Here is a 21,660-nt window from a genome sequence, read left to right as displayed (position 1 = left end):
CGTGGATCGCGCGCGCGGCTTCACGCTGATCGAGTTGCTGGTGGCCTTGAGCATCACCGCGCTGATCATGGCCATCGCCTACGGCGGCCTCGGCGCCGTGACCAAGCAGTCGGAAGGCAACCGCGACACCATGAAGCGCCTGCGCCAGGTGCAACTCGCCATGGACATCATGGCGCGAGACTTCGCTCAGCTCGAGCCGCGCCCGGTGCGCGACGGCCTGGGCGGCAGCGTGCCCGCCTTGGTGGCGGGTCCCGACAATGTGCCGCCCATCGTGTTCACCCGCGGCGGCTGGAGCAACCCGCTCGGCACGGTGCGCAGCACCCAGCAGCGCGTGGCTTACAGCCTGGAGGACGGCAAGCTCATGCGCTCCTGGTGGCCGGAGCTGGACGGCATGGCGCAGCTCACACCCGCCAAGCAGCCGCTGCTGGACGATGTGAGCTCCATCAAGTTCCAGTACATGGACCCCGTCTCCAAGAGCTTCCAGGACGTGTGGACCGCCACTGCCGTGCGTCCGCCCACCGGCGTGAAACCTGCGGGCGACGTGCTGCCGGTCGCCGTCAGCATCACAGTCACGCTCAAGGACCTGGGGGAGCTGACCCGCATAGTGGAGGTGGCGAGCTGTGCCTCGAACTGCGGTCCCTGACGTGAGCGCACGCCAACGCGGCGTCGCGCTCATCACCGCGCTGGTGGTGCTGGCCATCGCCGCCGGCATGTCCGCCGCCATGATCTGGCAGACGGGGCTCGACGAACGGCGCACCGCGACGCTGGTGCAGGGCGACCAGGCCATGGAGTACGCGCTCGGCGCCGAGGCCTGGGCGGGCCAGATCCTCTCGCGCGCCGCGCGCAAGAACCAGGGCGTCACCGCCTTGAGCCAGGACTGGGCGCAGCAGCTGCCGCCGCTGCCGGTGGACGGCGGCCAGATCCAGGGCCGCATCGAGGATCTGCAGGGCCGCTTCAACGTCAACAACCTGGTGAATGCCCAGGGCGTGATCCAGGCGCCGGTGGTGGAGCAGTTCCGCCGCCTCTTGCAGGCGCTCGAACTCGACCCCGCCATCGCCGACGCCGCCGCCGACTGGATGAGCCCCGGCACCGGCGCGAGCCAGGGCGGCGCCAAGGACGACTACTACTCGCGCCTGCAGCCAGCCTACCTCACCTCCGGCGTGCCCATGAGCAGCATCAGCGAGATGCTGCTGGTCAAGGGCGTGACGCCGCAGGTGTATGCCCGGCTCGCGCCCTACCTCTCGGCACTGCCTCCGTCCCTGGGCGGCGGCGCCACGACCGTGAACGTGAACACCGCCTCGGGGCCGGTGCTGGAATCCCTGGACCCGCACATCACACCCGACGTAGCCTCCCAGGTGATCGGCGAGCGTGGCAGCGTGGTGTTCAACACCGGCAACCCGCCTCAGGCGTTCACCGCGGGGAACCTCGCGCCCAAGGGCATCGGCTACGACAGCCAGTACTTCCTGGTGACGGTGGACGCGGAGATTGGCACCACCCACGTCACCCTGTACAGTCTGCTGCTGCGCAACGGCGTCAACGTGACCACCGTGCGCCGAACCCTCGGGACCCTTTGAGCATGGCCGAATCCCTCTACCTGCACCTGCCGCGCGCCGCCGGGCCCGCCCGCTGGCTGCTGGTGGACGGCCTGGGCAACCGCATCGGCCACGTGCAGCAGGGCCCCCTCGAGGATGCCTTGCCGTTCGCCAAGGGCCGGCGTGTCACCGTGCTCATGCCCGGCGAGCAGGTCACGCTGCTGCACGTGGAAGTGCCGAGCCGCAATCCGCAGAAAGTGCTGCAGGCCGTGCCCTTCATGCTCGAGGACAAGCTGGCTGAGGACGTGGAGTCACTGCACTTCGCGCTCGGCGCCCGTACCGAGGCCGGCCAGCTGGTGGCGGTGGTGAGCCGCGCTCGCATGCAATCCTGTCTCGACACGCTCGCCGCGGCCGGCATCGCGCCGCGCCAGCTGATACCGGACGTCTGCGCCCTGGCGCCGGAACCCGGCACTGCCGCCGTCGCGCTGGACGGCGATGCCGCGCTGGTACGCTTCGCCGAGGGCGGCGGCTTCGCCACCGACCGCACGCTGGGCGCGCCGCTGCTCAAGCGCCGCGCCTCGGAGAGCGGCGGTTCCCTCACCCGCGTGGCTCTGTACGGCACCGAATCCGATATAGAGACTTTCGACGGCGAACTGGGCGATGCATCGCTGGAGCGCGTGAAGCACCCGAACGCGGACGGCGCGCTGCCGGCCCTCGCGGCGGCGCTGCGCAGCCAACGCGGGCTCGACCTGCTGCAGGGTGACTTCCGCCTGCAGACGCCGCTGCAGGAGCACTGGCACACGTGGCGCGTCGCGGCGATATTGCTCGCGCTCTGCCTGTTGCTCGGTTTCGCCGAGCAGATCACCTCCTACGTGCGCCTGCGTCACCAGGCGACGGCGCTGGATTCCCAGGTGGCCGAGTTCTACACCCAGGCCACCGGAAGCCCGGTGCCGGAAGGCACCGATGCGCTCACGGCGATGAAGAGCAAGCTCGGAGCGCTGCAGGGCGGCAGTTCCGCCGGCTCCCTGCTGGCGCTGCTGGCCGCCCTCGGCGACTCCATCGGCGGCAACGCCTCCATCCAGGTCACCGGCTTCAACTACCAGGGCGGCAACCTGCAGGTGCAGGTCCAGGCCGGCGACATCGGCGCCCTGGACGCACTCAAGGGCGCACTCAACCAGCAGGCCGGCGTGCGCGCCGACCTGGATTCTGTGAACGCCGCCGGCAGCCAGGTGACCGGACGCCTCGTGCTCAGCGGAGGCGGTGCATGAAGCAGTTCGCCGAGTTCAAGGCCTGGTACCTGTCCCTGCAGCAGCGCGAACAGCGCATATTGATGGTGGGTGCTGCGTTCCTGGTGGGGATGTTCGTCTACCTTGCCTTGCTGCATCCCTACTTCGCGAGCCGCGCGCGGCTCACGGCGGACATCGCCTCGCGCCAGGCCGAGCTCGCCGAGATGCAGCCCATGGCGGCGCGGCTGCAGTCCCTGCGCGGGCAGCAGCCCTCCGGCATCCCCGCCGGTCAGTCGCTGCTCGCGGTGGTGAGCCGCAGCGCCAACGATTCCGGCTTCGGTGCCGCCGTGAAGCAGGCCCAGACCAACCCCGATGGCTCCGTGCGCGTGCAGATGCAGGCGGTAGGCTTCGACAGCGTGATCCGCTGGATCGGCACCCTGCGCCGCCAGTACGGCATCTCCGTTCGCGACATGACCGCGCAACGCGCGAGCGGCACCGGCACGGTGGACACCACCCTCACCCTGACCGCTGGTTCATGAGCTGGCGTGTCCTGCGCTGGTGGCTGCTGGGTGCGGTCTCCTACCTCGTGTTCCTGGGCGCCACCCTGCCCGCCCGGTATCTCGCCGATCGCGCCATGCAGCAGTTGCCCGGGCTCGAGCTCCACGGCGTCACGGGCTCCGTCTTCTCCGGCGCCGCGGTTGACGTGCGCTGGCAAGGCGCGTCCCTCGGCGGCTTGGCTTGGCATTTCGACTGGCTCGCGCCGTTCTCCGCCAGCTTCGGTTATCGCGTGCGACTGGAGGGCGAATCGCAGGAGCTGGCGACGCGTGTGGACGTTGGGCTGGGTCACCGCATCTACCTGCGCGGCATGGACGGGCGCCTGCCCGTCGCGACTGTGGTGGCTTGGCTGCCGTTGCCGCCCCGCGCGCTGGCCGGCTCATTGACGCTGCACCTGGACCAGCTGAGCTTCAAGGACGGCAGCCTGCATTCCGCCCAGGGCGAGGTGGACTTGGATGAGGCAGTGCTGAGTTGGCCCGCCACCGCCACCCTGGGCAGTTTCCGCATGCTGCTGACGCCGGCCGCCGACGGGGTGGATGCCGAGGTATCCGACGTGGCGAGCCCCCTGCGGCTGAACGCCAAGCTCAGCTTGAGTTCCGGGGGCGCCTACCACCTGGCCGGTACCCTGGCGGCCAAGGATCCCGGCGACAGTGCCACCCGCTCCCTGCTGGCGGGCCTGGGTAACCCCGACAGTACCGGGCAATATCCCTTCGACTTCAAAGGACAATGGTGACCGAAATCACCTAGTCTTCCCTTGGTTTTTCATTGACTTAGAACCGTCTCCTTAAGCATTATTTACGTTCGCTGCGGCTCCGGGAGAGGACCGCACGCACCCGCCTGACTAAGGTAACCTGCCCAAGATGAAGCCGGAAAGCGTCCTCCACGCCGCGCCAGCGGGGATCCTCTACAGTCTGATGGAACAGACTGCGGGCTTCGCCGGGCAGGACTTCTTCCGCCAGCTGGTACGCAGCCTGGCGGAGGCGCTCGACACCGAATACGCCTTCGTCACCAGCCGCCTGCCAGAGGACGCCAACCGCCTGCGGGTGGTGGCCGGCTGGCACGTGAACCATGCCGCTGGCGGCATGGGCGAGATCGATGTGCCGGGCACGCCCGCCGAACGGGTGATGTCGGAAGGCCGGTTGTGGATCGAGGACGAGGCCGCCACCGCCTTCCCGGAGGACCGCTGGCTGCGCAAGCACGGCGTACGTGCCTATTGCGCGGTGGCCATCGCCGGCCCCGACGGCCAGTCCATCGGCCACCTCGGCATCATGTCGCGGCAGCCGTTCCAGGCCAACGACGAGCTGTTCGACGCACTGCGGCTCCTCGCCGCGCGCTGTTCAGCGGAGTTGCGCCGCCGCCGCTTCGACGAGGTGCAGCGCCTCGCCGCCGCCAAGTTCGCCACCGCCTTCCGCGCCGCGCCAGGCATCATCGCCATCTCCGAGCTCGACACCGGGAAGTTCACCGACGTGAACGCCGCAGTCGAGCGCATGCTTGGCCACAGCCCAGCCGAGATCATCGGCCGTACCGCCGTGGAACTCGGCATCTGGGAGTACCCGGAGGAACGCGAGGAATTCCTGCAGGAGCTGCGCCTCAGCGGCCGCCTCACCAACCGTGAGGCCCACTTCCTGACCCGTGACGGCGAGAGGCGCCGCGGCCTCACCTCTGCCGAGATGGTGGAGATCGAGGGCAAGCCCTACGTGTTGACCGCGGTGCTGGATGTCACCGACTACCGCTCCACCCTGGATGCCCTGCACCGCCGCGACGTGAGCTACCGCACCCTGTTCAACACCGGCGGCGACGCGATACTGGTATACCCCATCGGCACCGACGGCCGCATCGGCGGTCCCTTCATCGAGGCCAACGACACTGCCTGTACCCTGCTCGGCTACGCGCGCGACGAGCTGCTGGAGATCAGCCTCTCCAGCCTCATGGACGCGGAAAAGCTGCGCGAGACCAATACCGCGCTGCTCGCCGACCAGGCGCTGCTGTTCGACACCAGCCTGCGCGCCAAGGACGGGAGCGCCGTGCCGGTGCGGGTGCACGCGCGCCTCCAGGTACTGGACGGCATGCACACCGTGCTGGCGGTCTGCCACGACCGCCGCGACCAGAGCGTCGGCACCGACTCAGGCAGCGGCGAAGCCCTACAGGACGTGGAGAAGCGCTACAGCAGCATTTTCCAGAACGCGGTCGAGGGCATCTACCAGAGTACTGCCGACGGGCGCATCTTGCGCGCCAACAAGGCGCTGGCCCGCATCCTGGGCTTCGCCGACGCCAAGGAACTGATGGCCGCCGGCCCGAGCGTGGCCGAGCGCACCTACCTGCACCCGGAGCAGCGCGCCGAGCTGCTCGCGCGCCTGGAGAAGGATGGCCAGTACACCGACGAGGAGATCCAGGTCACGCGCCGGGACGGCAGCGTCATCTGGGTCTCGGACAACTCACGGGTGGTGCGGGACAAGTCCGGCAAGGTGGAGTACTACGAAGGTACGCTGCACGACATCACCGCGCGCAAGCAGGCCGAGGAGGCCTTGGCCCAATCCGAGGAGAAGTACCGCACGCTGGTGGACATGAGCCAGGACGGCGTGTTCCTGAGCTCGCACGGGGGCTTGGTGTACGTGAACCGCGCCTTCGCCACCATGCTCGGCTACGAGCCCGAGGAGATGACCGGCCTTTCGTTCAGTTCGCTGCTGGCGCCGGAGGACCGGCACTCCAGCAGCGCCTTCGAGGAGGAGTACGTGCTGCACGCCAGCCACGAGCTCCACGAGCTGCGCTTCATGCACAGGGACGAGAAGACCCGTGTCGTGGCAGCGGTGACAGTGGCACACGTGCCCTACCGCGGGTCTCCCGCTGTCACCGGCACGGTGCGCGACGTGACCGCCCAGAAGCGTTCCGAGCAGGAACTGCTGCGCGGCGCCTACCATGACGCGCTCACCGACCTGCCGAACCGCAGCTTCTTCATGGAGAAGCTGCAGCAGACCCTCGAGCACGTCGGGAAGCGCAGCTCCGACCGCTTCGCGGTGCTGTTCCTCGACCTCGACCGCTTCAAGCTCATCAACGACGGCCTCGGCCATTCCTTCGGCGACCGGGTGCTGGCGGCGATCGCGCGCCGGCTGCGCACGTGCCTGCGGCCCGCCGACCTCATCGCCCGCTACGGCGGTGACGAGTTCACCATCCTGGTGGAGAACATCACCGGACTGGATGACGCCACCGCGGTGGCGGACAGGGTGCACGAGGAGCTGGCCCGCGCCATCACCGTGGACGGCCACGAGGTGTTCACCAACGCCAGCATCGGCATCGTCATCAACGCGCCCCACTACAAGCACCCGGACGAGATCCTGCGCGACGCCGACACCGCCATGTACCGCGCCAAGGCCGCCGGCAAAGCCGGCTACGTGGTGTTCGACGATGCCATGCACGAGAGCGCCAAGGCCAACCTCAAGCTCGAGACGGACCTGCGCCAGGCCCTGCAGCGCAGCGAGTTCCGCGTGTTCTACCAGCCGGTGATGGACCTGTCGGCCAACAAGCTCTCGGGCTTCGAGGCGCTGGTGCGCTGGGAACACCCGAACCAGGGACTGCTGGGTCCCGAGCACTTCCTGGCGGTGGCCGAGGAGACCGGCCTCATCATCCCCATCGGCTGGTGGGTGATGGAGACCGCCTGCGCCCAGTTCGCCGCCTGGAAGAAGAAGTACAAGCACCTCGGCGACGAGATCACCATGAGCGTGAACATCGCCAACCGCCAGTTCGCCCACTGGGTTCTGCCGCAGCGCGTGGCGCGGGTGCTGGACATCACCGGCCTCAAGCCCAAGAACCTGTGCCTGGAGATCACCGAGACGGTGTTCATGGACAACCCGGCGCTGGCCGTGGAGACCATCGCGCGCCTGCGCACGGTGGGCGTGAACCTGCAGATGGATGACTTCGGCACCGGCTACTCGTCGCTCTCGGCGCTGCGCCGGTTCAAGATCGACACCCTCAAGATCGACCGTTCCTTCATCACCGGCATCGAGAAGGCGCGTGCCGACCGCGCCATCGTGCGCACCATCACGGTGCTGGCGGCGGACCTGGGCATGGACGTGGTGGCGGAAGGCATCGAGGACGCGCGCCAGGTGGAACTGCTCCGCGCCCTGGGCTGCCGCAAAGGCCAGGGTTACTTCTTCTCCAAGCCCATGGCCATAACCGAAGTGGAGAAATATCTGGCTGCCCTCGCCCCGCCCAAATAAGCCTCAATCCCAACCTGGTTCCGCATAGTATTTGAGCCGTTCGGCGTCTGCCGGACGTGTCAGCAGGCTCACGCCCACCAGCACGATCACGTTCGCCAGCAGGCCGTAGATGCCTTCGTGCAGCGGTACCGGCTTCAGGGCCGGCATCAGCAGTAACAGCATGTTCACACCGATGCCCGTGAGCAAGCCGGCGGTGACGCCGGCGGCGGTGGCGCGCGGCCAGTAGAACGCGGCGATGAGGACCGGGAAGATCTGCGCCACACCGCCGTAGGAACCCAGCAGCAGCGACACCAGCGAGGCCTTGGACATCATCGCGTAGTAGTACGCCACCGCCGTGATCACCAGCACCAGCACCTGGATGAGCCGGCGCTCGCGCTTGTCGCTCAGCGGCTTACCGAGGAGCGGCACGATGCCGTCACGCACGCCCACCGTGGCGGCGGCATGCATGATGGCATCCCCGGTGTGCATGGAGGCCGCCAGCGTGCCGGCCGAGGCCAGCCCCACCAGCCAGGGCGAGAGCCCGGCGTGCTGCAGCATGAACGGAAGCACCGTGTCGGCAGGCTGGATGCCCGGGAACATCAGCACCGCCGAGAAGCCGATGATCAGCACCGGCACCATGAACACCTGCATGGTCGGGTACATCACCACCATGAGCTTGAGGCTGCGGTCGTCCTTCGCCGCCATGCTGCGCATGAAGAAATGCGGCCAGCAGCAGAAGCCCAGCACCGAGACCACGATCGCCGAGCTGTAGCCCCACCAGTCCCAGGCCGCGCCGTCAGCGGCGAGACCCGGCGGCACCAGCATCGCCGCATGGGGTCCGGACGCGAGGGCATGGAACATGCCTTCCACTCCGCCGTAGAACTTCCAGGGCAGGTACAGGCCGAACAACCAGCCGATGCTCATCATGGCGATGCCCATGAACACGCTGGTCCAGCTCACCCCCAGCATGCCGCTGTAGAGCACATATACCGTCACGATGCCGTAGGCGATGAGCGCGCCGGCCCACTCCGGCAGCTCACCATGGCTCGCCACCGCTAGGATGAGACCGACACCCTTGATCTGCAGCGTGAGGTAGGGCACCAGCGCTGCGATGCTCAAGAGCGCCACTGCCACCTGCAGGGCGCGGCTATCGAAACGGTGGCCGATGATCTCCGCCTGGGTGAAGAAGCCGAGCCTGGCGCCGATGCGGCGCGCCCGCGGCCCCAGGAAGTAGAACGGGATCATGCCGAAGGCGCCGTAGGACAGGATGTAGAACGCCGCGGCGCCGCGTGAGTAGGCCCAGCCGGGCCCGCCCAGGAACGCGAACGAGGAGAACACCGCCGCGCCCAGCACGAAGTACAGGAGCACCGTGTTGAGGCTGCGGTCGCCGGCGACGTAGCCCGCCACGCTCCGGGAGCTGAACCTGGCCGGCAGCATGCCGAGCAGCAGCGCGATGCCGAGGTACACGAGGCACGGGACCAGTTCGACGGTCATCGCCCGCCTCCCCTGCCCGCGCGCATGTCGGCGCGGAAGGTCAGCAGAAGCGCGATGAACACCAGCAGGATGCCGCCCACCAGCCAGGCCATGCTGAATGGCAGGCCCAGCACGTAGGGCTCGATGCGCGCGGCCACGAGATAGCCGGGCCAGATGCTGGCAGCGAGCACCGCCAGCACCACGCCGAGCAGCCGCTTGTGGCGCCTGGGTGCGCCCCGCTTCCCGTCCATACGCCCCCTTCTCAAGCGCGGGTCAAGTCTTCACGCCGGACGCCACGACGCGGTTGCGCCCGCCGCGCTTCGCCTCGTACAGGGCGCGGTCCGCCTGGTTGATGAGTGCGGCCACGCTCTCGGTATCCGGGGTCGCGGTGGCGACGCCGATGCTCACGCTGAGGTGGATCTCGCCGTCCAGGGCCGGTACGCGCAGCTGCTCGATGCTGCGCCGCAGCCGTTCGGCGGTCTCGAGCGCGAGCCCAGCCGGGGTCTCCGGCAGCAACACCACCAGTTCTTCGCCGCCGTAGCGGCCGAGCACGTCGAGCTGGCGCAGCCCCTGGCGGCAGGTGGCGGCCAGTAACCGCAGCACCCGGTCCCCGGCATCGTGGCCATGGGTGTCGTTGATGGCCTTGAAGTGGTCGGCGTCGATCAGGAACACCGACAGTTCGCGCCGGTAGCGATGGCTGCGCTCGAACTCGCTCTCGGCCCGTTCCATGAAGTGGCGCCGGTTATAGAGACGGGTCAGGCCGTCGGTGGTGGCGAGGTTCTCCAGGTCCTTGATGAGCTGGGCATTGTCCAGCGCCACGCTCACCTGCTTGGCCATGGCCGAAGCCACCTCCATCTGCTGCAGGTCCAGCGGCCGATTCGGGCGCCCGACCAGGAGCAGCCGGAATGCGCCGCTGCCGGAATGCAGCGGCACCGCCAGGTAATGGTGGCGGCCGGGCCGCGCGCCGCCGCCCGCCAGGGTGGCGGCATCCTCGGGCGCGAGCAGCAGCGCCTGGCTGGCTTGCCTGAGACGTGCCACGATGCGCGGCTGCTGCTGCGGCCAGTGCTCGAGGTAATCCTGCTCGCCGGCGCCGATGCCGCGCGACGCGACGAGCTGCAGTGCCCCGTCCCGCTCCACGTAGAACAGGGCCTGCTCATAGGTGATGAAGTTAGTGAGGGTGTCGATGAGCTGTTCGGCGATGGCGCGCTCGTCGCGCTGGGCGGTGACCGAGTGGATGAGGTTGTGCAGCGATTCCGCCCACTGGCGTCGCTGCTGTTCGTTCTCGAGCTGGTGCTCACGGGTGATGAAGCGCTTATAGAGGCCGAGTCCCAGCATCAGGGAGACGAACGCCGCAGCCACGTACAGCAGATAGGCCCAGCCGGTGCGCCAGGCGGGCGGCAGCACCTCGATGTCCAGGGAGGCCTCGCGCTCGTTCCACACCCCGTCGCTGTTGGCGCCGCGTACCCGCAGCACGTAGCTGCCGGGGTCCAGGTTGGTGTAGGTGGCCGCGTGGCGGCCGCGCAGCGTATGCCAGTCGCTGTCGAAGCCGTCCAGCCGGTAACTGAAGGTGTTGAGGTCCGGCTCTGCGTAGTCGAAGGCGGTGAACTCGAAGCTGAGGATGTTCTGCCGGTACTGCACCTCCGCCTGCCTGAGCGGGCCGTCCGGCGTGTCCAGTGAAACATCGTCGCCGTGGCGCACGAAACGGGTGATCGCCACCGCCGGCGGCTCGGTGTCGCGGCTGAGCTGCTCGGGATAGAACGCGTTGACGCCGTCCACGCCGCCGAACAGGAGTTCGCCGTCCGGCGCCGCGAATGCGGCACCGCCGTTGAACTCGTCGCTCTGCAGGCCGTCGCTCTTGACGTAGTTGCGGAACGCACCGGTGGCCGGGTCCAGTCGGGACAGGCCATGCCCGGTGCTGGACCAGATGCCGCCGCTGGCGTCGCGCAGCACGGCATAGATGGTATCGCTGGGCAGGCCGTCGGCGGCGAAGTAACGCTTGAATGCGTGCCCGCCGGCCTTGAGGTGATCCAACCCCACCGCCGTGCCGATCCACAGTCCGCCCTCGCCGTCCGGCTGGCAGCTCTGGATGCTGTCGTAGCTCAGGCTCGCGGGATCGCGCGGGTCGCTATGGTAGGCAGTGAACAGGTCGTGTTCGCCGTCGAAGGAGGCGAGTCCGCCGCCGGTGCCGAGCCACAGCTTGCCGTCGCTGGTCTCGCACATCGTCACCACGCTGTTGTCGGGCAGGCTGCCTGGCCGGCGGTCGTCGTGCTGGTAGCGCCACACCTTGCCGGTGGCGGGATCGACCCGCGCCAGTCCGAGGCCGGTGCCGGCCCAGATGCGGCCGCGGCCGTCCACGTACACGAGGTTCACGATGTCGCCTTCGGAATCGTCGTCATGGGCGATGAGGTCGTAGTGCCTGAACTCCTCGCTGCCGGCGGCGCGGCGGAACAACCCGTAGTCGGTGCCGGTCCAGATGCCGCCCTGGGCGTCGCCGGTCACGGCGTTGATCTGGTCGTCGTCGGGCCGGTTCGCAGGCCGGTTGCCCATGTGGTACTGGCGGTAGCGCCGCCGCGACGCATCAAGCCGCGTCAGCCCCTGGTCGGTGCCGACCCACAGTTCGCCGTGGGCATCCTTGTATACGCTCCACACCATGTTGCTGGCGAGGCTGTTGGCATCACCCTGGCGGTGCCGGTAGTAACCGAAGGCGCGCGTGCGCGGGTTGTACACGTCCACGCCGCTCTCGTTGGTGCCGATCCACACCAGTCCCGAGCGGTCCTGGTACAGCATATCGATGTTGTCGCTGCCAAGGCTCCCCGGGTCGGTGGCGTCGTGCTGGTAGGATTCGAACCGCCCACTGTCCACCTCGAAGCGGTTGAGGCCGCCGCCGTAGGTGCCGACCCACACGTCGCCAGCTGGGTCCTTCAGCAGTGCCAGTGCGTGGTCGTTGGAGAGGGAGTCGGCGGCGGCGGCGTGGCTGTAGAAGTGCTTCTCGTCGTGGGCCGCGTCCAGTGCCGCGATGCCTCGCCCGCTCGCGATCAGCAGGAAACCCCCGGCCTCCATGAAGCCGTGGATCGGAGACTCGGTGAACAGGCCGCGCTCGTTCGCATCGCGGATACCGGGCGGCACGAGAGGCTGCAGCCGGTCACCCGCGGCGTCGAAATAGAACACCCCGTGGTTGCTGCCCACCCACAGGCGCCCGCCCGCATCCTCATAGAGGCTGAGCACGCCGTCGGCGGTCTTGGACGGCAGTCGGTAATGATGGAAGGCGTGGCCGTCGAAACGGTCGAGACCGGCGGCATGGCCGACCCACATGCGGTGCTTGCGGTCCACCAGCAGCGACGAGATCTGGTCGTCGGCGATGCTGGCCGGATCCTTGGGATCGTGATGGAAGTGGGTGAAGCGGCGCGTGCCCGGCTCAAGCCGGTCCAGGCCCGAGAGCGTGGTGCCTACCCAGAGCGCACCGCCCTCGCCCAGCGCCAGTACGTTCACGTTGTTGTCCGCCAGGGAGTCCGGGTCAGCCGGATCATGGCGCAGCGTCAGGAACTCGTAGCCGTCGTAGCGCTGCAGCCCATCCTGCGTGCCGAACCACATGTAGCCCTGGCCGTCCTGGATGATGGCCTGCACGGAACTCTGGGCGAGCCCGTCCTCGATGCCGATGTGACGGAAGCGCAGGCTCGAGCCGGGCGGAAATGGCATATCGGCGGCCGCGGCTGCACCGCAGGCGAGACACGCGAGCGCGAGCCCGGCCCAGCGGGCCTTGCCTCTCTCGTCGCGCTGCTTGCGTGGGCGATGGAACATGTGGGGCGAGGCCCTGTTCTCTATTTTTGGTGTAAAAGACCGCCTCTCCGGGCGGCTTCCCTATCCCGGATTATGTAGCAATTCTCCCAAAAAAGCTTGGGGCCGGTCAGCCCGGCGGGATACAGTTCGGCGTGCGTCCCCTGCGTTTTGCCGCTTGGTAGCGCTGCATGTTCTCGGGCAGCCTGGCCTGCAGGTCCTGCAGCCGGTTCTCATCCGAAGGGTGGTCGGAAAGGATCTCCGGCGGCGCGCCGGTGTTGGCCTTCATCATGTTGCGCCAGAGATCCAGCGCCTCATGGGGATCGAAGCCCGCCTCGGCCATGTACTGCATGCCTAGTACGTCCGCCTCGCTCTCCTGGGCGCGGCTGAACGGGAGCAGCACGCCGACCTGGGTCCCGAGGCCGAGCGCTGCCATGGCGGCCTGGCCCTTGCCGCTGCTCTGGTCGATGCCGGCGAGGATGGCCGCGAGGCCGACCCCCACCTGCGCTGCGGTCTGGTCGGAGATGCGCTCGGCGCCGTGACCCGCTTGCACGTGGCCCATCTCGTGACCCAGCACCGCGGCGAGCTCACCCGGGGTCTTGGCGACGGGGAAGATACCCGTGTACACCGAGACATGGCCGCCGGGAAGCGCGAAGGCATTCACGGTCTTGTCCTGCTTGAACACCGCCACGTCCCACTTGCCGCCGCCGCGCGGCTTGCCGGTGGCACCTGCCAGCGCATGCACGATGCACTCGGCGTAGGCGTTGTCATCCTTGTCCTTGTCCAAGGGGGTTTGCTTCTGGATCTGCCTGAACGACTGGGTGCCCATCTGGGCGGCATCCTGGTCAGAGATCAGGCTGAGTTGCTTGCGACCGGTGGGCGACGTGGCGCACGAAGCGAGGCAGGCGAGCAGTAAGGGGATGAGCAAGATGTTTTTATTTGTGCGCATGGGCGGCTCCTCAAGATGACATTAGGACACTCCGAGATCGGTATCGCCCTGAGCCTCGGGGGCCTTGCTGAGGGCGATGCGGGTGTGCGGCAGGCAGTCGGGACGCCGTTCCTGCAGGTATCTAACCAACTCTTCCCGCACCAGGCAGCGCAGATCCCAGGCACTGCCACTGTTGGCCACGCTCATGAGCGCGCGCAGCTCCAGGGTATGAGAGGTAGCATCGGTCACCTGCAACGCCCAGGCCTTGCCGTCCCACAGCCGACTGGACTTGAGTATCTCGTGCAGGCGTTCCCGCACCTCCGCCACCGGCGTCACGTAGTCCACGTATAGAGTCACGGTGGCGAGCAAGTCCGCAGTGCGGCGGGTCCAGTTCTGGAACGGCTTCTCGATGAAGTATGAGAGCGGCAGCAGCAGGCGGCGCTGGTCCCACACCCGCACCACCACGTAGGTGGTGCGGATCTCCTCGATCCAGCCCCACTCCCCCTCCACCACCACCACGTCGTCGATACGGATCGGCTCGGTCAGGGCCACCTGCAGACCCGCCAGGATGTTGGTGGCAGTAGGCTTGGCGGCGAGGCCGATCAGAAGGCCTGCGGCGCCGGCGGAGGCGAACAGCGTCGTGCCGAGGGCCCGCACCTGCGGGAAGGTCATCAGCATGGCAGCCAGCGTGATGATCACCACCAGCACCACCGCGATGCGGCGGATGATCAGTACCTGGGTGATGACCTGGCGTGCGCGCAGGTTATCCGCCACGTCCAGACGGTGGTGCAGCGTGAGGCTGTCGCGCCAGGCATCGAACAGGCGGATGCAGCCCCAGCCGGTGGCGGCGATCAGCAGCATGGTGACCGCGTGATAGACCCAGTTGTCCACCCGCGGCCTGAAGCGTGCCAGCGGCTGCGCTGCCAGCATCACCAGGAGCGGCACCAGCACCAGCACCGGTTCGCGCAGGCGCTTCAGCACGCATTCTGCGATGCCACCGGGTATGCGCCGCGCCACCGGCCGCAGCAGCCAGAGCACGAGATAAGTCACGGCCAGGGATGCGCAGAGCAGCACGGCGAATAGCGCCGCGGACAGGAGGTCTTCGGTGATGCCGCTCATGCGCTGCCCCCGGCCCGCCGCCCACCGGCGTGCGCGCGGACTGAGCCGGCCTCCCGCAGCGCGTCAGTGAAGTCCGCCACCCAGCGGTGAACGTCCTTCTCGCGCAGCGCCGCCAGCAGCCGCGTGTGGCGTGCGCGCCTCTCCTCCACCGGCATGCTGAGCCCGCGGGCAATGGCGGCGGCCATGCCGTCCACGTCGTAGGGGTTCACTATGAGTGCATCCTTGAGCTGATCTGCCGCTCCTGCCAGAGATGATAGCACCAGCACGCCTGGATCATCCTGCGGCTGGGCCGCGCAGTATTCCTTGGCGACGAGGTTCATGCCGTCACGCATGGGTGTGACCAGGCCGATGCGCGCCATGGATAGGAAACCCATGACCGTTGGGCGCGGGAAGCCGCGTGTCATGTAGCGCAGCGGCAGCCAGTCGTATTCGGCGAAGCGGGCGTGGATGTCGCCGGCGATTGCGTTGATCTCCTGACGCAGGTCCTCGTACTCGGCCACCTCGGTGCGCGAGAGCGGAGCGATCTGCAGCAGCACTACCTGGCGGCGGTACTCGGGACTGAGCTCCAGCATGCGGCCATAGGCGCGGAAGCGTTCCGGCAGGCCCTTGCTGTAGTCGAGCCGGTCCACGCCGATGATGAGACGCCGGCCCGTGAGGCTGGCTTCGAGGCGCTGGCCGTGGTTGCCCTGCCGGCCCTTGCGCGCCATGCGCGCCACGCCGTCCACGTCGATACCGATGGGGAAGGCCTGTACCTTCACGTGCCTGCCCTCCAGTTCGACATAGTCACCGCGCACCTTGGCACCCGGGCAGCAGTGGCGTATCCCCGCCAGGAACGCCTCCACGTCCAGCGGGGTCTGGAAACCCAGCACGTCGTAGTCGAGCATCGCCCGCAGCAAGTTCTTGTAGTCCGGCAGCGTGCGCAGCGTGTCGGGGAAGGGAAATGGGATGTGCAGGAAGAAACCGATGGGCTGGCCCACACCGGCCTCCCTCAGCATGCGGCCCATGGGCAGGAAGTGGTAGTCGTGCACCCATACCAAGTCGTCTTCCTGCAGCAACGGCGCGAGTCGCGTCGCGAACATGCGGTTCACGTCCAGGTAGCATCGGTAGTCGGCGTCGCGGTAGCGCAGCAGGTTGAGACGTGAGTGGCACAGCGGCCACAGCATGCTGTTGGCGAAGCCCACGTAGTAGCGTTCGAACTCACGCCCTGTCAGCGGCACCGTGGCGAAGCTCACGCCCTCCTCCTCCATCACCTCCGGCTTCTCGGCGTGCCGCTCGACGAGCTTGCCGTTCCAGCCGAACCAGAGGCCGCCTTGCTTGCGCATCGCTGCCAGCAGGCCCGTGGCGAGGCCGCCTTGGGCGCTCCCGCGCCGGTCCGGCAGGGCCACCCGGTTGGAGACCGCCACCAGCCGTGTCAAAACGCGACCTCCCAGGGGTCGCTGAGGCGCATGGCGGAATGGATGATACCCACCATGCTGTAGGTCTGGGGGAAATTGCCCCACAACTCGCCGGTGGCGGGATCCAGGTGTTCCGACAGGAGGCCGGTGGCAGTGCGCCGCGCCAGCATGTGCTCGAACAGGGTGCGTGCCTCCTCGCGCCGGCCTATCTTGGCGAGCGCATCGATGTACCAGAATGTGCAGAGAGTGAAGGCGTTGTGAGGCGTGCCGAAGTCATCTGCCTCCACGTAGCGGAATACGTAGTCGCCGCGCTTGAGCTCGCGCCCGATCGCCTCGACCGTCGCGACGAAACGCGGGTCCTTCGGCTCCACGATGCCGAGCTCCGCCAGCAGCAGCAGCGCTGCATCAAGCGACTCACCACCGAAGCTGGCGGTGAAGCTGCCGAGCTTGGCGCTCCAGGCCCGTTCCAGGATGGTGGTGCGGACGCGTTCCGCCGCCCCGCTCCAATATAAGGTGCGCTCCTTGAGGCCCAGGCGCCGGGCGATGCGAGCCAGGCGGTCGCAGGCGGTCCAGCACATCACGCTGGAGAACGTATGCACGCGGCTGTTGCCGCGCAGCTCCCACAGGCCTGCGTCCGGTTTGTCGTGCAGCTCGAGGGCGGTCTCTCCCAGCCCCTCCAGCTGGGCGAACAACGCCGCGTCGCCGGGCGAGTCCAGCCGCGCATCGAAGAAGGCGTGGGCGGCGGACAGCACCACTGCGCCGTACACGTCGTTCTGCTCCTGGCGGTGCGCGTCGTTGCCCACCCGTACGGGCCCGAAGCTCCGGTACCCCTTTAGGCTCCCGACTTCCCGCTCTTCCAGGTCGCTACGGCCATTGATGCGGTACACGGGTTTGAGGCGCCCATCCACAGCGTCGGCGCCGACGTTGACCACGTACCGTATGTAGTCCTCCATGGTACGGGTCGCACCCAGACGGTTGAGCGCGTTCACTACGAAGTAGCTGTCCCGCAACCAGCAGTGGCGGTAATCCCAGTTGCGGGAGGAGCCGGTGCTTTCGGGGATGGAAGTGGTGACGGCCGCGATCACCGCACCGGTGTCCTCGAAGGTGCAGAGCTTGAGGGTGATGGCTGCGCGGATCACCTCGTCCTGCCATTCCAGGGGTAGCGCCAGGTAGCGCACCCACTCGCGCCAATAGGCCGCGGTCTCAAGGTGGAATTCCCGCACCATCTCCTCCAACGAGACGTTCACCACTTCGTCCGGCCCCAGCAGCATCACCACCTCGTGGTCGAGCTGGAACGGCGTCTCGTCCAATACAGCCGTCACAGGCGCGTTGGTGGTGAGTCTCAGCACCATTCCGGGCAGCAGGTAGCGCACATGGTTGCTGCCAGCCGTGGTGGCTGGCTTCTGTGCGCCGTAGTCCCCCGCTGGCCGCAGCCTCAGCGTGATGCGCGGCCGGCCCTTGAGCGGGCGGATGCAGCGCACCAACGTGGCCGGGCGGAACATGCGGCCGAAGTTCTTGAAGCGTGGAGCGAAATCCACGACCTCCACCACGCCGCCCTGGGCGTCATTGAGCGTGGTCACCAATATGGCGGTGTTGCGCTCATAACGCTGGCTGGAGCTCGCGAACCCGGCAAGGTCGATGCTGAAGCTGCCGCGGCCTTCCTCCGCGGGCTCCAGCAACGAGCAGAACACCGGATCGGCATCGAAGCGCGGCAGGCAGGCCCACACGATCTCGGCGCGGGCATCCACCAGCGCTCCGAACGCGCAGTTGCCGATGAGGCCCAGTTCAAGGTCGCGCAAGGTCCCCACTCTCCGTTCCCTGGAGACGTGATTTGAGCCAGGCGAGCACCGCGGCGGGATCAGTGAGCCGCTCCTGCGCCACGCTCGGCCCCGGACCCACCTTGATGCTGAGGCCGCCGCGCGCGTTGACCGCTTCGAAAGCGCTCTCGTCGGTGAGGTCGTCTCCGATGTAGATGGGGCGGCGGCCCGCGAAGGGCGGCTGCCTGAGGTATGCCTCGACCGCCCGGCCCTTGCCGGTCTCGGCACCGCACACTTCCAGCACCATCTTGCCGGGCTGCAGGCGCAGCACCGAATACGGCGCCAGCAGCGTCATCATGCGTATGGCAAGCTGGTCACCGAGGTGGGGAGCGCGACGGTAGTGCAGCGCAATGGCGAGGCCCTTGTCCTCGAGCCTGAGGTGCGGATCGGAGTCCGCGAGCCGGCGCAGCCTCGGCCCCACTGCCTGCAACGCCGGCAGGTGCGCTTCGGACCAGACCACCATGCCGCCGGGATCACGCCGTTCCGCGCCGTGCTGGGCGGCGGCGACGAAGCGGTTGGGTGCGAACATGAGGTCCACCTGCCGCAGGGGACGGCCGCTTACCAGCGCGAGCGCTCCATCGCAGGCCGCCGAGAGGCGGTTGAGCAGGCCGCACACGGCCGCGGTCGGGACCACCGTCTCGGGCGAGTCCGCGATCGGGAGCAAGGTGCCGTCCACATCCAGGAAAAATGCTTCGGGTATGCCCTGCTCCATTGCAGGTTTTTCTACAGGGCGCGACATAAATCCGGCTTTTGTTCGATGTTATATGTCCACGGCGCGCGCGACCGTGACGAGGACTGCATTTTCGGCGGGAAGGGACGGCCGGCAAAACCCGCGGATGCCCGAAGAATGGACATCCGCGGGTAGCGGGTGTAGGCGGGACGCGCCTAGGAGCGCTTGACGTGCTCGGTGTCGCCGAGGAAATCCGTCTTGCCCACCGCGACACCGTTGTGGCGCAGGATCGCGTAGGCCGTGGTCACATGGAAGAAGAAGTTCGGGTATACGGAATCGAACACGTAGTTCGTGCCCTGGTACTTGCGCGGGTTGCCGTTCGCCGGCTTGACCTCGATGGTCTTGTTCTCGCTGCCGTCGATCTGTGCGGGTTTGAAACCCTGGATGTAGGCGATGGTCTTGTCGAGGCGCGCCTGCAGCTCATCGAAAGTCTTCTCGGTGTCGTCGAACTTCGGCGCGTCGGTGCCGGAGAGGCGCGCCATGCAGAACTTAACCTGGTCGGTGGCGATGTGAATCTGGCGATTCAGCGGGAACATGTCCGGGAACAGGCGCGCGCCGGTCAGCACCAGCGGGTCGATCTTGTGCGCGGCGGCGTGATCCTCGCCCTTCTTCAGGACGAGCTTCAGCTGAGTGAGTATGTGGATGAAGCCCGGCGCCGTCGCCTGATACATCGAGAACTGCATGATCTCCACTCCTGTCTCGGGTGATGCGATGGATGCGGTCACGGCGGGCGTGCGACAATCGGCTGAACCGGAGGACCGCGGATGAAGATGTTAACCCATGTGATGCTGGCGGCGGCGCTGCTGTGTGTAACCGGCATCGCATCGGCAGACCAGCAGGATTTCGACGTACTCAGGGCAATGTCGGTGGCGGATTTTCGCGCCAGCGGCCTGGACAAGCTCTCGGACGCCCAGATCAAGGCGCTGGATGCCTGGTTTGCCGGTTACCAGAAACAGCATGGCTGCGATCCCGCGGCAGGGCGGGCGGCCGCGGCTCCGGCGGTAGCGGAGCAGGCGCCTGCCGCGGACGACAGCATCAGTTCCTACATCAGCGGTGAGTTCCGCGGCTGGAGTGGTGGCACCACCTTCCATCTCGACAACGGCCAGGTCTGGGAGCAGATGGACGACGCCGTACTGACGCTGGGTGCGCTCATGCACCCCAAGGTCACCATCAGCCGTGGCCTGTTCAATTCCTATTACATGTCCGTGGAAGGCGTGCGCGACACGGTGCAGGTCAAACGCATCAAACCTTAGGCACCCCGCTTCGCCAGCAGACGGTCCAGATGGTTGGCGAAGGCCTGCCGGTCGGCCTGGCTCAGGGGCGCGGGGCCGCCGGTCTGTACGCCGCTGTCTCGCAGGTTGGCCATGAAGTCCCGCAGGCTCAGGCGAGCCTTGATGTTCTCGGGCGTGTAGAGCTCGCCACGTGGGTTGAGGGCGTGGGCGCCCTTCTCCACCACCTGCGCCGCCAGCGGTATGTCCGCCGTGACCACCAGATCGCCTGCCGCCACCTGCCTCACGATCTCGTTGTCCGCCACGTCGAAGCCTGATGCCACCTGCATGGACTTGATGTGCTGCGAAGGCGGAGTGCGCAGCGACTGGTTGGCTACCAGCGTGAGCTGCACGCCGGCGCGTTTGGCGGCGCGGAACAGGATCTCCTTGATGGCCTTGGGGCAGGCATCCGCGTCCACCCAGATCCTCATGGCTTGCCTTCCAGCCTGCGCAGTGCGCCCTCGCCCGCGGCCTTGCCGCTGGCGAAACAGGCCGTGAGCAGGTAGCCGCCGGTGGGCGCTTCCCAGTCCAGCATCTCACCGGCGCAGAAGACTCCCGGCAGCGCCCGCAACATCGAGTGTTCGTCCATAGTCTCGAAGGCGATACCGCCGGCTGTGCTGATGGCTTCGTCCAGCGGACGCATCGCCGTGAGCTTGATGGGAAGATCCTTGATGAGCGCCGCGAGCTCGCCAGGCGCCGGCAGCTCCCCGGCACCCGCCACCTCCCGCAGCAGCCCTGCCTTCACGCCTTCGAGCCCCGTCTGCTTGCGCAGATGGTTGGCCATGGACTGGGAGCCGCGTGGTTTGGCGAGAGCTTGCGCCAGATGCGGCACATCCCGGTTCGGCACGAGGTCGATATGCAAGGTCACACTGCCGTCTCGCTCGATGGCCTCGCGCAGGGATGTAGACAAGGCGTAGATGAGTCCGCCCTCGACACCATGATGGGTGACGATGAACTCGCCTTGTCTCGGCGTGCCGTCTTCCAGCCAGGCGGTCACGGGCTTCACCGGCTGGCCGGCGAAGCGTTCGCGGAGATGTCCGCTCCAGGCGGCCTCGAAGCCGCAGTTGGCAGGCTTGAGGGGGTGTATCTCGACGCCTTTCGCCTCCAGCAGTCCCACCCAGGCACCATCGGACCCGAGGCGCGCCCAGCTGCCGCCGCCCACGGCGAGCACGGTGATATCCGGCTTGGAGGTCCTGCTTCCGTCCGGCGTGTCGAACAGTAGCGCGCCCTGCCCGTCCCAGCCACGCCAGCGATGCCGCACGTGGATGCGCACGCCATCCTCTTTCAGGCGCCGCAGCCAGGCACGCAGGAGTGGCGCGGCCTTCATCTCCCTGGGAAACACGCGGCCTGAGCTGCCGACGAAGGTCTCGACGCCCAGCGACGCCGCCCAGGTGCGCAGTGCATCCGGGCCGAAACGCTCCAGCCACGGGCGCAGCCTCTCGCGCCGTACGCCGTAGCGCGCGAGGAAGGCCGCTTCCGGTTCGGAATGGGTCAGGTTGAGGCCGCCGACGCCCGCCTGCAGGAACTTGCGCCCCACGGAGGGCATGGCGTCGTAGAGAGCGACGGAGACGCCGGCTTGCGCCAGCGTCTCCGCGGCCATGAGACCCGCGGGACCGCCGCCGATCACCGCGGCGGTGCGCGGGCTCATTAG

18 protein-coding genes are annotated in these 21,660 nt (G+C 67.7%); 7 read left to right on the top strand and 11 right to left on the bottom strand.

The annotated features are described in order from the left end of the window. The first annotated feature begins 1 nt into the window (after position 1). The 6 genes from gspJ to VF651_04970 all read left to right on the top strand — a co-directional run bounded on the left by gspJ (position 2) and on the right by VF651_04970 (position 7,527). Positions 2-643, top strand: coding sequence for a type II secretion system minor pseudopilin GspJ (gspJ, locus tag VF651_04995; protein ID HEX7965055.1), 642 nt, complete (start codon positions 2-4; stop codon positions 641-643). A gap of 1 nt (position 644) precedes the next feature. Then, positions 645-1,574 (top strand): type II secretion system minor pseudopilin GspK, encoded by a 930-nt coding sequence (gene gspK / locus VF651_04990; protein ID HEX7965054.1) that lies wholly within the window; start codon positions 645-647, stop codon positions 1,572-1,574. 2 nt (positions 1,575-1,576) lie between these two features. Then, positions 1,577-2,800, top strand: coding sequence for a type II secretion system protein GspL (gene gspL / locus VF651_04985; GenBank protein ID HEX7965053.1), 1,224 nt, complete (start codon positions 1,577-1,579; stop codon positions 2,798-2,800). Beyond that, positions 2,797-3,297 (top strand): type II secretion system protein M, encoded by a 501-nt coding sequence (locus tag VF651_04980; protein ID HEX7965052.1) that lies wholly within the window; start codon positions 2,797-2,799, stop codon positions 3,295-3,297. The genes gspL and VF651_04980 overlap by 4 nt, the downstream gene beginning before the upstream one ends. Beyond that, positions 3,294-4,046 (top strand): type II secretion system protein N, encoded by a 753-nt coding sequence (locus tag VF651_04975; protein ID HEX7965051.1) that lies wholly within the window; start codon positions 3,294-3,296, stop codon positions 4,044-4,046. Before VF651_04980 ends, VF651_04975 begins: the two co-directional genes overlap by 4 nt. 181 nt (positions 4,047-4,227) lie before the next feature. Next, positions 4,228-7,527, top strand: coding sequence for an EAL domain-containing protein (locus VF651_04970; protein HEX7965050.1), 3,300 nt, complete (start codon positions 4,228-4,230; stop codon positions 7,525-7,527). 3 nt (positions 7,528-7,530) lie between these two features. Here VF651_04970 and VF651_04965 read toward each other — a convergent pair whose 3' ends face one another. From VF651_04965 to VF651_04925, 9 genes are all read right to left on the bottom strand, one after another. Continuing rightward, on the bottom strand, positions 7,531-9,000 hold the full coding sequence (locus VF651_04965) for a sodium:solute symporter family protein (protein HEX7965049.1): 1,470 nt from the start codon (positions 8,998-9,000) through the stop codon (positions 7,531-7,533). Beyond that, positions 8,997-9,230, bottom strand: a complete 234-nt coding sequence (locus VF651_04960; protein ID HEX7965048.1) for a hypothetical protein — start codon at positions 9,228-9,230, stop codon at positions 8,997-8,999. The genes VF651_04965 and VF651_04960 overlap by 4 nt, the downstream gene beginning before the upstream one ends. A 22-nt stretch (positions 9,231-9,252) precedes the next feature. After that, a complete protein-coding gene (locus VF651_04955; protein HEX7965047.1) occupies positions 9,253-12,777 on the bottom strand; it encodes a diguanylate cyclase in 3,525 nt (1,174 codons plus the stop codon). 106 nt (positions 12,778-12,883) lie between these two features. Next, positions 12,884-13,702 (bottom strand): M48 family metallopeptidase, encoded by an 819-nt coding sequence (locus tag VF651_04950; protein HEX7965046.1) that lies wholly within the window; start codon positions 13,700-13,702, stop codon positions 12,884-12,886. Positions 13,703-13,723: 21 nt separating this feature from the next. Continuing rightward, positions 13,724-14,800: a mechanosensitive ion channel domain-containing protein gene (locus VF651_04945; protein HEX7965045.1), complete on the bottom strand. Its 1,077-nt coding sequence runs from the start codon at positions 14,798-14,800 to the stop codon at positions 13,724-13,726. Further along, on the bottom strand, positions 14,797-16,215 hold the full coding sequence (locus VF651_04940; protein ID HEX7965044.1) for a trehalose-6-phosphate synthase: 1,419 nt from the start codon (positions 16,213-16,215) through the stop codon (positions 14,797-14,799). The genes VF651_04945 and VF651_04940 overlap by 4 nt, the downstream gene beginning before the upstream one ends. Next, a complete protein-coding gene (locus VF651_04935; protein ID HEX7965043.1) occupies positions 16,212-17,993 on the bottom strand; it encodes a glycoside hydrolase family 15 protein in 1,782 nt (593 codons plus the stop codon). Before VF651_04935 ends, VF651_04940 begins: the two co-directional genes overlap by 4 nt. Continuing rightward, positions 17,980-18,723, bottom strand: a complete 744-nt coding sequence (gene otsB, locus VF651_04930) for a trehalose-phosphatase (protein ID HEX7965042.1) — start codon at positions 18,721-18,723, stop codon at positions 17,980-17,982. The genes VF651_04935 and otsB overlap by 14 nt, the downstream gene beginning before the upstream one ends. Positions 18,724-18,896: 173 nt before the next feature. Continuing rightward, complete coding sequence (locus VF651_04925; GenBank protein ID HEX7965041.1) at positions 18,897-19,424, bottom strand: DUF1993 domain-containing protein; 528 nt, start codon at positions 19,422-19,424, stop codon at positions 18,897-18,899. Between the two features lie 81 nt (positions 19,425-19,505). On the opposite strand from VF651_04925, the gene VF651_04920 reads away from it, so the two are divergent. Further along, positions 19,506-19,994, top strand: a complete 489-nt coding sequence (locus VF651_04920) for a hypothetical protein (protein ID HEX7965040.1) — start codon at positions 19,506-19,508, stop codon at positions 19,992-19,994. Here VF651_04920 and VF651_04915 read toward each other — a convergent pair. Both VF651_04915 and VF651_04910 read right to left on the bottom strand, forming a co-directional pair. Continuing rightward, on the bottom strand, positions 19,991-20,440 hold the full coding sequence (locus VF651_04915; GenBank protein HEX7965039.1) for a YaiI/YqxD family protein: 450 nt from the start codon (positions 20,438-20,440) through the stop codon (positions 19,991-19,993). The genes VF651_04920 and VF651_04915 overlap by 4 nt on opposite strands. Next, the gene (locus VF651_04910; GenBank protein HEX7965038.1) at positions 20,437-21,657 is read right to left on the bottom strand and encodes a TIGR03862 family flavoprotein; all 1,221 of its coding nucleotides are present in this window, start codon (positions 21,655-21,657) and stop codon (positions 20,437-20,439) included. The genes VF651_04915 and VF651_04910 overlap by 4 nt, the downstream gene beginning before the upstream one ends. Between the last annotated feature and the right edge of the window lie 3 nt (positions 21,658-21,660).

The organism is Gammaproteobacteria bacterium (assembly GCA_036383255.1).
Lineage (GTDB): Bacteria > Pseudomonadota > Gammaproteobacteria > Natronospirales > REEB76 > DASUBN01.
Note: the sequence above shows the minus strand (reverse complement) of the source record. Positions and strands in the feature narration are given on the sequence as shown.

Bases quoted from the DNA above. Each gene is read 5' to 3' on its own strand.
- VF651_04970 (HEX7965050.1), top strand. From the start codon at position 4,228: ATGGAACAGACTGCGGGCTTCGCCGGGCAGGACTTCTTCCGCCAGCTG.
- VF651_04965 (HEX7965049.1), bottom strand. From the start codon at position 9,000: ATGACCGTCGAACTGGTCCCGTGCCTCGTGTACCTCGGCATCGCGCTG.
- gspL (HEX7965053.1), top strand. From the start codon at position 1,577: ATGGCCGAATCCCTCTACCTGCACCTGCCGCGCGCCGCCGGGCCCGCC.
- VF651_04920 (HEX7965040.1), top strand. From the start codon at position 19,506: ATGAAGATGTTAACCCATGTGATGCTGGCGGCGGCGCTGCTGTGTGTA.
- VF651_04980 (HEX7965052.1), top strand. From the start codon at position 2,797: ATGAAGCAGTTCGCCGAGTTCAAGGCCTGGTACCTGTCCCTGCAGCAG.
- VF651_04950 (HEX7965046.1), bottom strand. From the start codon at position 13,702: ATGCGCACAAATAAAAACATCTTGCTCATCCCCTTACTGCTCGCCTGC.
- VF651_04975 (HEX7965051.1), top strand. From the start codon at position 3,294: ATGAGCTGGCGTGTCCTGCGCTGGTGGCTGCTGGGTGCGGTCTCCTAC.
- otsB (HEX7965042.1), bottom strand. From the start codon at position 18,723: ATGGAGCAGGGCATACCCGAAGCATTTTTCCTGGATGTGGACGGCACC.
- VF651_04945 (HEX7965045.1), bottom strand. From the start codon at position 14,800: ATGAGCGGCATCACCGAAGACCTCCTGTCCGCGGCGCTATTCGCCGTG.
- VF651_04925 (HEX7965041.1), bottom strand. From the start codon at position 19,424: ATGCAGTTCTCGATGTATCAGGCGACGGCGCCGGGCTTCATCCACATA.
- VF651_04915 (HEX7965039.1), bottom strand. From the start codon at position 20,440: ATGAGGATCTGGGTGGACGCGGATGCCTGCCCCAAGGCCATCAAGGAG.
- VF651_04910 (HEX7965038.1), bottom strand. From the start codon at position 21,657: ATGAGCCCGCGCACCGCCGCGGTGATCGGCGGCGGTCCCGCGGGTCTC.
- VF651_04960 (HEX7965048.1), bottom strand. From the start codon at position 9,230: ATGGACGGGAAGCGGGGCGCACCCAGGCGCCACAAGCGGCTGCTCGGC.
- VF651_04955 (HEX7965047.1), bottom strand. From the start codon at position 12,777: ATGTTCCATCGCCCACGCAAGCAGCGCGACGAGAGAGGCAAGGCCCGC.